Origin of the sequence: Agarivorans sp. DSG3-1 (assembly GCF_046774965.1) — a bacterium.
Lineage (GTDB): Bacteria > Pseudomonadota > Gammaproteobacteria > Enterobacterales > Celerinatantimonadaceae > Agarivorans.
The window spans coordinates 1,623,651-1,635,761 of record NZ_CP177241.1; the positions used below are offsets into that span (position 1 = coordinate 1,623,651).

General features: G+C 44.5%; 10 protein-coding genes. 9 read left to right on the forward strand and 1 reads right to left on the reverse strand.

Translation table 11 applies throughout. The annotated features are described in order from the left end of the window. Positions 1 to 15: 15 nt before the first annotated feature. Positions 16 to 2,019 carry an ATP-binding protein gene (locus ACLD71_RS07640; protein ID WP_137674824.1) on the reverse strand — a complete coding sequence of 668 codons (2,004 nt, stop codon included), beginning with the start codon at positions 2,017 to 2,019 and terminating at the stop codon, positions 16 to 18. Positions 2,020 to 2,207: 188 nt separating this feature from the next. Here ACLD71_RS07640 and prlC point away from each other — a divergent pair, with 188 nt between their 5' ends. The 9 genes from prlC to glpG all read left to right on the forward strand — a co-directional run bounded on the left by prlC (position 2,208) and on the right by glpG (position 12,100). After that, a complete protein-coding gene (prlC, locus tag ACLD71_RS07645) occupies positions 2,208 to 4,241 on the forward strand; it encodes an oligopeptidase A (RefSeq protein ID WP_411993932.1) in 2,034 nt (677 codons plus the stop codon). A 65-nt stretch (positions 4,242 to 4,306) separates the two neighbouring features. Beyond that, the gene (locus ACLD71_RS07650; RefSeq protein WP_137674822.1) at positions 4,307 to 5,389 is read left to right on the forward strand and encodes a mechanosensitive ion channel family protein; all 1,083 of its coding nucleotides are present in this window, start codon (positions 4,307 to 4,309) and stop codon (positions 5,387 to 5,389) included. A 509-nt stretch (positions 5,390 to 5,898) separates the two neighbouring features. Beyond that, a complete protein-coding gene (locus ACLD71_RS07655; RefSeq protein ID WP_137674821.1) occupies positions 5,899 to 7,017 on the forward strand; it encodes a branched-chain amino acid ABC transporter substrate-binding protein in 1,119 nt (372 codons plus the stop codon). Between the two features lie 96 nt (positions 7,018 to 7,113). Continuing rightward, complete coding sequence (gene livH / locus ACLD71_RS07660) at positions 7,114 to 8,040, forward strand: high-affinity branched-chain amino acid ABC transporter permease LivH (RefSeq protein ID WP_137674820.1); 927 nt, start codon at positions 7,114 to 7,116, stop codon at positions 8,038 to 8,040. Further along, entirely contained in the window at positions 8,037 to 9,308 is a 1,272-nt protein-coding gene (locus ACLD71_RS07665) for a high-affinity branched-chain amino acid ABC transporter permease LivM (RefSeq protein WP_411993935.1), read from the forward strand. Before livH ends, ACLD71_RS07665 begins: the two co-directional genes overlap by 4 nt. Continuing rightward, the gene (gene livG / locus ACLD71_RS07670) at positions 9,305 to 10,069 is read left to right on the forward strand and encodes a high-affinity branched-chain amino acid ABC transporter ATP-binding protein LivG (protein ID WP_137674818.1); all 765 of its coding nucleotides are present in this window, start codon (positions 9,305 to 9,307) and stop codon (positions 10,067 to 10,069) included. The genes ACLD71_RS07665 and livG overlap by 4 nt, the downstream gene beginning before the upstream one ends. Positions 10,070 to 10,088: 19 nt before the next feature. Then, a complete protein-coding gene (locus tag ACLD71_RS07675; protein WP_137674817.1) occupies positions 10,089 to 10,790 on the forward strand; it encodes an ATP-binding cassette domain-containing protein in 702 nt (233 codons plus the stop codon). 138 nt (positions 10,791 to 10,928) lie between these two features. After that, positions 10,929 to 11,255 carry a thiosulfate sulfurtransferase GlpE gene (gene glpE / locus ACLD71_RS07680; protein ID WP_137674816.1) on the forward strand — a complete coding sequence of 109 codons (327 nt, stop codon included), beginning with the start codon at positions 10,929 to 10,931 and terminating at the stop codon, positions 11,253 to 11,255. Continuing rightward, positions 11,252 to 12,100 (forward strand): rhomboid family intramembrane serine protease GlpG, encoded by an 849-nt coding sequence (gene glpG / locus ACLD71_RS07685; RefSeq protein ID WP_137674815.1) that lies wholly within the window; start codon positions 11,252 to 11,254, stop codon positions 12,098 to 12,100. Before glpE ends, glpG begins: the two co-directional genes overlap by 4 nt. Positions 12,101 to 12,111 lie beyond the last annotated feature (11 nt).

Sequence of the window (12,111 nt, forward strand, 5' to 3'; positions counted from 1 at the left end):
TACTAAAGACAGATGTTAATCAGCTTTTTGCGCTTGGTAGGGCAAGCGAATCGAAAAGTGCACCCCTTCGTTGGGTTTACTGTCGAAGGCTATATGTCCTTTAAGCAGTTGTACCACCAAGTTGTAAACAATATGGGTGCCTAGTCCGCTGCCACCTTGGCCGCGTTTAGAGGTAACAAAGGGGTCAAAGATGCGGTTGGCAATCTGGCTATCTACGCCTCGGCCAGAATCTTGATAATCGATATGCAACTGGTCGTTTTCTCGATGAATTGATATGTCGATACGTTTAACACCATCCCAATCATCAAAACCGTGTTTTACCGAATTAAGGATAAGGTTGGAATAAATTTGGGTAAAGCTGCCAGGGAAGCTATATAGCTCTAGGTCGTCTGGGCAATCTACAACAATTTCACAGCCAGAACGGCGAACTTTGTGACCTAGTGAGGTGATCACTTGGTTTACATTTTCTTGTAAGTTAAAGGTGTAACATGCTTCGGAGCTTTGATCTACGGCTACCTGTTTAAAGCTACTGATAAGGTCTGATGCACGGCGTAAATTACTCAGTAGCAAGTCGGTAGATTGATTAAGGTTTTGAATCAAATCTTCCATAAACTTACGGCTTAGCTTGCCGCTTTCAATGTTCTTCTCTAGTTGATTACCTTGTTCTTGAAGATAAGACGCGGCGGTTACACTAATACCAATGGGTGTATTAATTTCGTGAGCTACACCGGCTACCAAGCCACCTAGTGAAGCCATTTTCTCGGCTTCTACCAAAGATTGCTGGGCATTTTTTAGTTTGTCGAAAGCACTAGCCAGTTGTAGGTTACTCTCTTCTAAACGTTCGGTACGCGATTGTACTTTTTGTTCAAGTTCGTCGTTGAGGGTTTTAATCTCATTCTCTACCCGTTTAAGGGGAGTAATGTCGTAACCAAATGCAATCATGCGGGATACGTGGTTGCCTTCGTAAAAGGGCACGAACGTCCACAATAAGGTGTACTGATTATTGGCTTGGTCGGTAAGCGTAAGCTCTTGATCTTGAATCACTCGCAGTTCACGTAAATCGGTTTCGATTTTTTGGCGCATATCGTTATCAATAAATACGCTTAACCAGTTCTGCCCCTCTAGCTCCTCTTGATGAAAACCGGTGAGCATTACCCCCGCAGGGTTGGCAGTGAGTACGTTTAACTGGTTATCTAGGGTGACAATAACCGCATTACTGGCGTTAATTACGGTGGCTGAAAAGTCTCGTTCATGGGCTAATTGTTCGGTTGCTTTGAGTTTTTGGTCGAACTCGTGATCAATCTTTTGGGTCATTTGATTAAGGGTATTAACCAATTCCCCCAGCTCATCGTTACGCTGTTTAGCGCCAGTATCTATTTTAAGGGGGGCACCCAAGTTATCTAGATCTAGGTTGCGGGTATACTCCACAATGGTGTTGAGGTGGCGCACAATCACATAATAAATGATGAACAAGATACCGATAGAAACCACGAGGGTTTTAACGGTTTGGCTAATTAGTATTAGCATGGCTTTTTGCCATAAGCGCTCATAAACCTGCTCTAGAGAAGCGGCGACAAACAATTTACCTACCATCTCACCTTGGTAAATAAGTTCAAATTCTTGGGATAAGTCGTAGCGATCTGCTGAGCGACCACGGGCTAACAAAGGCACTTCAGAAGAACCGAGAATTTCTTTTACTAGTACATATTGCATATTAGGCAGGTTCATAATGCCTTCAATTTGTACTTCTACTTGTTCTTCGTCGAGGTTCCAAAGGCTGGCGGCAATAGGCTGCAAAAAGCTGACTTCAATTTGATCGATGCTTTTTTCAATCACTTGTACGTCTTGCTTGTAGTCGTAGCGTAATTGAATAAGGGTAATAATTAAGGCAAGTAAAGTGGAACAGATGAGAATATAGGACAACATGCGCAAGGAAAGGCTATTAGTGCCTTTGTTTAGAGCTAATTTTTGCCACAACCCTGGATTATCATTAACCGGGGTATTGTTGTTATTGTCCATTAATTAACGAGTCCTGTTGGTCTAGGTTATTGATAAACCGAGAAACCAAAATAATCCCTAAGGAAATCATAGTCTAAATCAAGGCTATGTAAACTGCCCAAATCACTAAACGTGGGTTGATTTACAAAATTTTAGCCCCAGATTATGGTATTCATAGATATCGTTTCTTCAGTCTTTAAGGATTCTGTATGAGTAACCCATTACTTGATTTACCCGGATTACCTCCGTTTAGCAAAATTAAGCCAGAACATGTGCAGCCTGCGGTAGAGCAAGTGATTGAGGAATGCCGCACGACGATTGATGAAGTGCTTAAACACAGCACCGCGACTTGGCAAAACTTCATTCTGCCTTTAGATGAAGTGAATGATCGTCTCGGCCGCCTATGGTCACCGGTCAGCCACTGCAATTCGGTCATGAATAGCCCTGAGCTGCGCGAAGCGTATGAAGCCTGCCTACCCATTTTATCTGAATACAGCACCTTTGTGGGTCAACATAAAGGTTTGTATCAGGCCTACAAGCAATTGGCCGAAAGCGAAGCGTTTGGTGGCTACAACCTTGCCCAACAAAAATCGATCAGTGATGCCTTACGTGACTTTGAACTTTCAGGTATCGGCCTAGAAGCGGAACAACAAGGCCGTTACGGTGAGATTGTTAAGCGCCTTTCAGAGTTGTCTTCTCAGTTTTCAAATAATGTATTAGACGCTACGTTAGCTTGGCAAAAGCACATTACAGACGAGAGTGAACTAACAGGCTTACCAGAGTCTGCGCTAGCAGCGGCCAAGCAAGCAGCTGAATCTAAAGAATTAGATGGCTACTTATTAACTTTAGAGTTTCCTAGTTACCTGCCAGTAATGACCTACGCGGATAAACGCGAACTACGCGAAGAAATGTACCGCGCATTTAGTACTCGCGCGTCTGAACAAGCCAGTACGGACCAAAAATTTGATAACACCGCGATTATTGATGAAGAGTTGGAGCTGCGTACCGAGCTAGCCCAACTGCTTGGCTTCGACAGTTATGCCGATAAATCCTTGGCCACCAAAATGGCTGAGTCGCCAGCACAAGTACTGGGCTTTTTGAATGACCTTGCGGGTCGTTCTAAACCACAAGCAGAGCGCGAGTTGGCCGAGTTGAATGCTTTTGCTAACGAACATTATCAAGTCGCTGAATTAGCTGCTTGGGATATGGCGTATTACTCAGAGAAGTTAAAACAACATACTTACGCGATTTCAGATGAACAGTTGCGCCCTTACTTCCCGGAAGATAAAGTGCTGAGCGGTTTGTTTGAGGTAGTTAAGCGCCTGTTCAATGTTAGCGTTACCGAGAAACAAGGCATCGATACTTGGCACTCAGATGTACGCTTCTTTGAGATTAGCGATGATAGCGGCGAGCTGCGAGGCTCGTTCTACCTAGATTTGTATGCTCGTGAGCACAAGCGCGGTGGTGCCTGGATGGACGGCTGTATTGACCGTCGTGTAGACGCCGATGGCAAACTGATTAAGCCCGTCGCTTACTTGACTTGTAACTTCAATAAACCGATTGGCGATAAACCTGCGCTGTTTACTCATGATGAAGTGATTACTTTATTCCACGAGTTTGGCCATGGTATTCACCATATGTTAACTAAAGTGGATGAAGCGGCTGTGTCTGGTATTAATGGCGTAGCTTGGGATGCAGTAGAGTTACCGAGTCAGTTCCTAGAAAACTGGTGTTGGCAGAGTGATGCCTTAGCCTTTATCTCTGGGCATTTTGAGGGCGGAGAACCTCTACCGCAAGCCTTGTTAGATAAAATGCTGGCGGCACGTAACTTCCAATCGGCAATGACGATGGTTCGTCAGCTGGAGTTTTCTATTTTTGACTTCCGCTTACACCATGAAGAAGCCAATGGCCGCAGTGTGCAACAACGTTTAAACGAAGTGCGTGAATTAGTATCGGTAATAAAAGCGCCAAGCTTTAACCGTTTCCAAAACAGTTTTAGCCACATTTTTGCTGGTGGTTACAGTGCAGGATATTACAGCTATAAATGGGCAGAGGTATTGTCGGCTGACGCTTTCTCAAAATTTGAGGATGACGGTATTTTCAACGCGCAGACTGGCTTACACTTCTTGAGTAATATTCTAGAGAAAGGTGGCTCACAAGAGCCAATGGAATTGTTTAAAGCCTTTAGAGGAAGAGAGCCTAAAGTGGATGCTTTGTTGCGTCACTCTGGCATTGCTGCGTAATGTTACGCGCGTAACTCACACTTAATAACGCGGCTTAGGCCGCGTTTTTTATAAGAGATGGATCGATGTTTGAAGAATTTTCCCTGTGGTTAGAGCAAGAACAAGCTCAGTTAGCCACATCTAATTGGTTGTTTGATGTATTTGTAGTGCTAAGTATTACCTTGGTTGCGTTTATTGTGTGGCGTTTACTGGCATCGCGTTTAAGCCGTTTAACCGAGAAAACCAAAACCGTATGGGACGACGCCATTTGGTTTTCCTTATGGAAACCGATTAACTGGATGATTGCAGTGGTGGGTTTGTCATTGGTGGCGGTGGCCTTTGCCAATGCTCTCGATTCCGAGTTTAAACCCTATATCGCGATTATCCGCCAAGTAATGATTGTATTCATGCTGGCGTGGGTAGCGATGCGTTTTGTGCGCCGCGTAGAAGAGCAACTTATAACTGTGGGTAAAGACAAAACCACTGTGCAAGCAGTGGCTAAGCTATGCCGGGCGGCGGTGATTATTTTGTTTTTGCTGGCCGTGTTTCAAACGCTAGGTTTTAGTATTTCTGGCGTATTGGCATTTGGTGGTATGGGCGGGCTAATAGTAGGGATGGCAGCAAAAGATTTGCTGGCTAACTTCTTTGGTGCTTTGTTGGTGTATTTTGATAAGCCCTTTAAAGTGGGTGATTGGATCCGTTCCCCCGATCGCAGCATTGAAGGCACAGTAGAAAACATTGGCTGGCGAGTAACTAAAATTCGTACCTTTGATAAGCGTCCTTTATATGTGCCTAACTCTATTTTCTCGAGCATTGCGGTAGAAAACCCAAGTCGCATGAGTCATCGACGAATCAAAGAAACCATCGGCATTCGTTATGACGACGCCAGTAAAATGAGCAAGGTAGTAACAGAAGTCGAGCAGATGCTGCGAAATCACCCTGAGATAGACACTACTCAAACCTTAATGGTGAATTTTGATAGCTTTAATGCCTCGTCTTTAGACTTCTTTATTTACACCTTTACCAAAACCACTAACTGGGTGAAGTACCATGAAGTGAAGCAAGATGTGCTGAACAAAGTGGTGGAAGTGGTTGAAGCAAATGGTGCTGAGTTTGCCTTCCCTACACGTACTTTGCATATGGCCTCTCAAGTGGAGCCCAGTGTTTAGTTAAACAAATAAGCTGGGGTAAGTATTGTGCTTACCTCGGCGCTTCGCACTGCACTTTGTCTTTATTTCTCTGCATATTTATTCTTTATCTAAGCCTAAATCTTCACAATGTAAGCCGAGTTAAATAGTCTAATCTTGGGCATTCTTTACAATAAACTTTATTATTATGCTGAAAAACCTAATTTAACATTATCAAAATTTAGTTATTCAGCAGTGTAGTAGCATATTTAGAAAAAATAAGATGAAAATGCTTAATTTTGATCCAGTTGTGGGTGTATTGCTCGCTCTTGTCGATTTTTGTGCTGGTTAAGTGAGGTTGGTTACATTTATTGCAGTTAAATAGTTTGTTAAAACTAACTGTGCTTGGGCCTGTTCAGCTAGGTCGACTTGTTAAACACAGTAGACTTAAGGTAAAACATCAGCCAATGAGGTGATAACTGCATTATGGATTAATGCGCACTTCTGCAAACACACACAAACTATAACAAAAAGCTAACATGGAGTTTTCAATGACTAAATGGACAAGATCAGCTTCAGGGGTAGCGGTATCGCTAGCACTATTTGGCGCAGTATCTGTGGCGCACGCTGCAGACACAATTAAAGTTGCTATTGCAGGACCGGTAACCGGACCAGTAGCCCAGTATGGCGACATGCAATTTGCTGGTGGCGGTATTGCGGTTGAGATGCTTAATCAAGCCGGTGGAATTGACGGTAAATTGATTGAAGCAGTGGTTTACGATGATGCCTGTGAACCGAAACAAGCGGTGGCTGTAGCCAACAAAATCATCAACGATGGGGTGAAATACGTCATCGGTCACTTATGTTCAGGTGCGACTCAGCCTGCGTCAGACGTATATGAAGATGAAGGTGTATTAATGATTACACCGGCATCAACCAATCCAGATATTACTACCCGTGATTACCAGTTAATTTTCCGTACTATTGGTCTTGATAGTGACCAAGGCCCAACGGCTGCGCGTTATGTTATTAACTCAGTTAAGCCGAAGCGTGTTGCTGTTATTCACGATAAGCAGCAGTACGGTGAAGGTATTGCAACCTCTGTAAAAACTGAACTAGAAGCCGCTGGTACCGAAGTAGTGGCTTTTGAAGGTGTGACTGCGGGTGATAAAGACTTCTCAGCACTGATTGCAAAACTGAAAAAAGAGAATGTAGATTTTGTTTACTACGGTGGTTACCACCCAGAGCTAGGCTTAATCCTTCGTCAGTCAGCTGAAAAAGGCCTTAAAGCCACCTTTATGGGCCCAGAGGGCGTAGGTAATAAAGACATTTCAGCAATTGCTGGAGAAGCTTCTGAAGGCTTATTAGTAACGCTTCCTAAGAAATACGATTTAGATCCTGCCAACAAGCCAGTGGTTGATGCGTTAGTTAAAAATGGTGATGACCCAACTGGCCCATTTGTTTGGACCGCTTTCGCCGCTATGCAATCTATTGTAGCTGGTGTAACTGCTGCGGGAGATGATCCTGAAGCCGTCGCTGAATACCTGCGTAGCAACCAAGTTGATACGGTAATGGGCCCGCTACAGTGGGATACTAAAGGCGATCTAAAAGGCTTCGACTTTGGTGTATTCACTTGGCACGCTGACGGTTCTTCATCGGCCGCTAAGTAATTCCGCAATAACACACCGACTAACACCTTGTTAGTCGGTGTTTTCCGTTTTAAAAGACACTAATTAGTGGCTAAGAGCCGCTAGATTGGGGCAGCTATGTCTGAGCAATTTTTCTATTTCTTTCAGCAGTTAGTCAATGGATTAACCATTGGTAGTACTTATGCGCTGATCGCCATTGGTTACACCATGGTATACGGCATTATCGGCATGATTAACTTCGCTCACGGCGAAGTCTATATGATTGGTAGTTACGTCGCGTTTATTGTGCTCGCTGCACTATCCCTAATGGGATTAGACTCTTTACCTATTTTATTGTTTGGTGCGTTTTCCATAAGTATCATTATTACCAGTACCTATGGCTGGACCATCGAAAAGATCGCCTATCGGCCAGTTCGTGGTGGTAACCGACTTATTGCGCTGATCTCGGCGATTGGTATGTCAATTTTCTTGCAAAACTTAGTGCGCCTTTCGCAAGGTAGCCGAGATATTGCGATGCCAAGCTTAATCACTGGCGGTTGGACCTTTGGCCCAGAAGATGGCTTTAATCTCACCATCTCTTACATGCAAGTAGTGATATTTGTGGTGACCTTTGTTGCCATGATTGTATTAACAACTTTTATCACTAAATCTAGAATGGGACGCGCCTGTAGAGCATGTTCTGAAGATATCGGTATGGCAAACTTGTTAGGCATTGATACCAATAAAGTTATCTCATTAACCTTTGTTATTGGTGCTGCGCTAGCCGCTGTAGCCGGTGTTTTACTCGGTATTTATTACGGCGTTATTAATCCTTACATTGGTTTTATGGCCGGACTAAAAGCCTTTACCGCAGCAGTATTAGGCGGCATTGGTTCTATTCCTGGTGCCGTAGTGGGTGGTTTGCTACTGGGTATTACTGAGGCGATAACCGCCGGTTACTTTAGTACTGAGTACAAAGATGTGGTGTCATTTGGTTTGTTATGTTTTGTTTTGCTATTCATGCCAACCGGGTTACTGGGCAAGCCAGAGGTAGAAAAAGTATGAAAAAACTTAATCTATCAGGTGCGCTAATCTCAACCATTACCTTTATGTTATTGGCTGGTTGGTTGCTCGGTATTCGCATGGAACCAAGCAGTAGCGGCTTGAAATTAGCCTTGGCTGATGAGCAGCATTTAGAGTGGTTATTTATCGGAATGGCTGCGGTGTTTTTAAGCCAGCTTTTACACCCGATTATTTTTGGAAACAGAAAAGCAAAAGCATCAAGCAAAAAGTTTAGTTTTAAATTACCAAGCCCAGAGCAAAACCCTAAGGCCTACCGGTTGGTAGTGTCGTTTGCGCTTGCTGCCGCCATTGTATGGCCATTTATGGTGAGCCGCGGCTCAGTTGATTTAGCCACACTAACCCTTATTTACGTTATGTTGGGTTTAGGCCTAAACGTGGTGGTGGGTTTGGCCGGTTTACTCGATTTGGGTTATGTAGGCTTTTACGCTGTAGGTGCCTATACCTATGCATTATTAAGTGCCGATGGGTTTGGTTTCTGGATGTGTTTGCCTATCGCTGGCGCTATGGCAGCCTTGTTTGGTTTTTTACTTGGGTTTCCGGTATTGCGCTTGCGCGGTGACTATCTAGCGATTGTAACCTTAGGTTTTGGTGAGATTATTCGCCTATTGCTGAATAATTTAACTCACCTTACAGGCGGCCCTAACGGGATTAGTAGTATTCCAAAACCGACGCTGTTTGGCTTAGAGTTTAACCGTCGGCTAAAAGGGGAGGGTTTTGATACCTTTCATAACTTCTTTGGCATTAGCTACAACTCGCAATACAAGGTTATCTTCTTATATCTAATGGCGCTATTGCTGGTGGTTCTCACAGTGATTGTGATTAATCGTTTGTTAAGAATGCCGATTGGCCGCGCCTGGGAAGCCTTGCGAGAAGATGAAATTGCTTGTCGCTCATTAGGGTTAAATCCAACCGTGGTGAAGCTAACAGCCTTTACCATTGGTGCCGGTTTTGCTGGCTTTGCCGGAAGCTTTTTTGCCGCCCGCCAAGGCTTTATTAGTCCCGAATCATTCACCTTTATTGAATCGGCGATTATTTTGGCGATTGTGGTATTGGGGGGAATGGGCTCGCAGGTTGGAGTAATACTCGCTGCAATTATCATGACGGTATTGCCAGAAATGGCGCGCGAGTTTAACGAATATCGCATGTTAATGTTTGGTCTAATGATGGTGTTTATGATGGTTTGGCGACCACAGGGTTTACTGCCTATGTCTCGTCCTCATATTGAGTTAAAAGAGGAGGCCAAAGCATGAATCCATTATTAGAAGTGAACGGCCTTACTATGCGTTTTGGCGGTCTGTTAGCGGTAAATAACGTTGCCCTAAGCCTTAATGAAAAAGAAGTGGTATCGGTGATTGGTCCCAATGGCGCTGGTAAAACGACAGTGTTTAACTGCTTAACGGGTTTCTATAAACCTACAGCAGGGCAAATTCTTTACCGTGGTGAAGCGCTGCAAGGTTTAGCGGGTCATCAAATTGCGCGTAAGGGCATTGTGCGTACTTTTCAGCATGTACGTTTGTTCAAAGACATGAGCGTGATTGAGAACCTGTTAGTGGCTCAGCACCGCCATCTCAATACTAACTTTTTGGCGGGTTTGTTAAAAACACCTGCTTTTAAGAAAAGTGAGTCTGACGCTTTGGCGTTTGCTGAGTATTGGTTAGACAAAGTGGATCTTAAAGAGTTTGCTAACCGTAAAGCGGGTAACTTGGCCTATGGCCAGCAGCGCCGTTTAGAAATTGCTCGCTGTATGGTGACCCGTCCAGAAATTTTAATGTTAGACGAGCCCGCCGCCGGTCTTAACCCTAAAGAAACTGACGATTTAGACAAATTAATCATTGATTTGCGTGACAACGAGTCGGTATCAGTATTGTTGATTGAGCATGACATGAAGCTGGTAATGGGGATTTCAGACCGCATTTATGTGGTGAATCAAGGTTGTCCGTTAGCCAATGGTAAACCGGAAGACATTCGAAATAACCCTGAGGTGATTAAAGCCTACTTGGGCGAGTTTTAGGGCGAGGGAAGAGATAGCAATGTTAGAGTTAAAAAATGTTTCGACCCACTATGGCCCAATCCAAGCCTTACATGATGTGAGTGTTACGGTTAACCAAGGTGAAATTGTTAGTTTAATTGGTGCCAACGGTGCGGGTAAAACCACTTTGTTGATGACCTTGTGTGGTGATCCTCGTGCCAGCAGTGGCCAAGTGTTGTTTGACGGAAAAGACATTACCCATAGCCAAACTCACGACATCATGCGCGGTGATATTGCAGTGGTACCAGAAGGGCGACGAATATTCTCCCGGCTAACGGTAGAAGAGAATCTGCGGATGGGCGCTTTTTTTGCGACTAAGCAAGAAACCGAAGAGCGGATCCAAGAAATGTACAGCTTGTTTCCACGTTTGCTAGAACGGGTAAGTCAGCGAGCTGGCACTATGTCGGGCGGCGAGCAGCAAATGCTAGCCATTGGTCGAGCGCTAATGAGCAATCCACGTTTGTTATTGCTAGATGAACCATCGCTAGGTTTGGCGCCGATTATCATTCAACAGATCTTTGATATTGTTGAACAATTACGCCAACGCGGCATGACGGTTTTTTTGGTTGAGCAAAATGCTAACCAAGCTTTGCGCTTAGCCGACCGCGGTTACGTATTGGAAAATGGCCGAATTGTTCTGGAAGATACCGGCGATAATTTATTGGTAAACGAAGAAGTACGTAAGGCCTATTTGGGCGCGTAATCTTATTACCCTTAATCCAAAAGCAAGCTTAGGCTTGCTTTTTTTATGCGTGAGCTAAGGCGCTCCCTGCAAAGTGTGTGACTTTTTCTTTAGGGCTAAACCAGTTAAAGTGGGTCAAAAATAGCGATAGTGAAAACCATGGAACAGTTTGAACAAATTGATGTGAGCGGCGCTCAGCAAAAAATTGCCGAAAGTGGCGCTGTATTACTTGATATGCGTGATCAGCAGTCATTTTCTCAAGCCCACCCAGTGAATGCGTTTCACTTAAGTGATGGCAGCCTTAACCAGCTAATGTCAGATACCGAATTTGATACCCCGCTGATTGTGATGTGTTACCACGGCATCTCTAGCCAAGGTGCGGCGCAATACCTAATTCATCAAGGTTTTGAAGAAGTGTATAGCTTGCAAGGGGGGTTTGAAGCCTGGCGAACAGTTGCACCGATTGAGTCGGGTGACGCTGAGTGAAACAACTAATAGTGATGGGTAACCCGCGAGTGGCGCAAGCTTACGTGGATTACATGGCAGTGTTAAAAATTGAATGCCAGTTAGCGGCCGCTGATCAAGGTGTAGCAGTATTTCTTAAAGATGAACAGCACCTTGAAAAAGCTGAATATGAGCTTAAACAGTTTTTAGAAAACCCCAATGATGAAAAGTATTTGGCAGCGTCGTGGACTGTTGCCGACAGCCGCAAAGCCTCTTTTTCTTACGGTGGTAAAGGCATCGTAAAAAGTGCCTTCTTTGCCCATGCGGGGCCAGTGACCTTAAGTGTATTGCTGATTGCAGGACTGGTGTATTTGCTGATGAATATCGGCTTTGACCGTTACATGATGCAGCACCTTACCATTACGCCGCAGCTCAGTATGTTGGCTTCTGAGCAGTTTTGGAGAGTGATTACACCGATTTTTCTACACTTCTCGGTGATTCATATTGTGTTTAATGGTTTGTGGTGGTGGCAACTAGGCGGCGAAATTGAGCGCCAGTTGGGCAGCTCCAAATTGTTGTTGATTACTCTTGTGGCGGCGGTGATCCCCAATGTGGCACAACTTCTGGCCACCGGCCCTTATTTTGGCGGCTTGTCGGGAGTGGTTTACGCCCTGTTAGGTTATTGCTGGTTTACCGGTTGGTTACGGCCACAGGCAGGGTTACAGCTAAGCCCTGCCATTGTTGGGTTTATGCTGGTGTGGTTAGTGATTGGCTTTATGGATGTAATCGGTCCGTCGACCGCTAACTTAGCCCATTTATTTGGTTTGTTTGTTGGCTGCGCTCAAGCAGTGCTCGATAGGTTTGTTGGTAAGCAAAAGCAGGCTTAATCTAAAAAGCA

Coding starts and splice junctions, on each gene's coding strand:
- ACLD71_RS07640 (WP_137674824.1), bottom strand. CDS start 2,019: ATGGACAATAACAACAATACCCCGGTTAATGATAATCCAGGGTTGTGG.
- prlC (WP_411993932.1), top strand. CDS start 2,208: ATGAGTAACCCATTACTTGATTTACCCGGATTACCTCCGTTTAGCAAA.
- ACLD71_RS07650 (WP_137674822.1), top strand. CDS start 4,307: ATGTTTGAAGAATTTTCCCTGTGGTTAGAGCAAGAACAAGCTCAGTTA.
- ACLD71_RS07655 (WP_137674821.1), top strand. CDS start 5,899: ATGACTAAATGGACAAGATCAGCTTCAGGGGTAGCGGTATCGCTAGCA.
- livH (WP_137674820.1), top strand. CDS start 7,114: ATGTCTGAGCAATTTTTCTATTTCTTTCAGCAGTTAGTCAATGGATTA.
- ACLD71_RS07665 (WP_411993935.1), top strand. CDS start 8,037: ATGAAAAAACTTAATCTATCAGGTGCGCTAATCTCAACCATTACCTTT.
- livG (WP_137674818.1), top strand. CDS start 9,305: ATGAATCCATTATTAGAAGTGAACGGCCTTACTATGCGTTTTGGCGGT.
- ACLD71_RS07675 (WP_137674817.1), top strand. CDS start 10,089: ATGTTAGAGTTAAAAAATGTTTCGACCCACTATGGCCCAATCCAAGCC.
- glpE (WP_137674816.1), top strand. CDS start 10,929: ATGGAACAGTTTGAACAAATTGATGTGAGCGGCGCTCAGCAAAAAATT.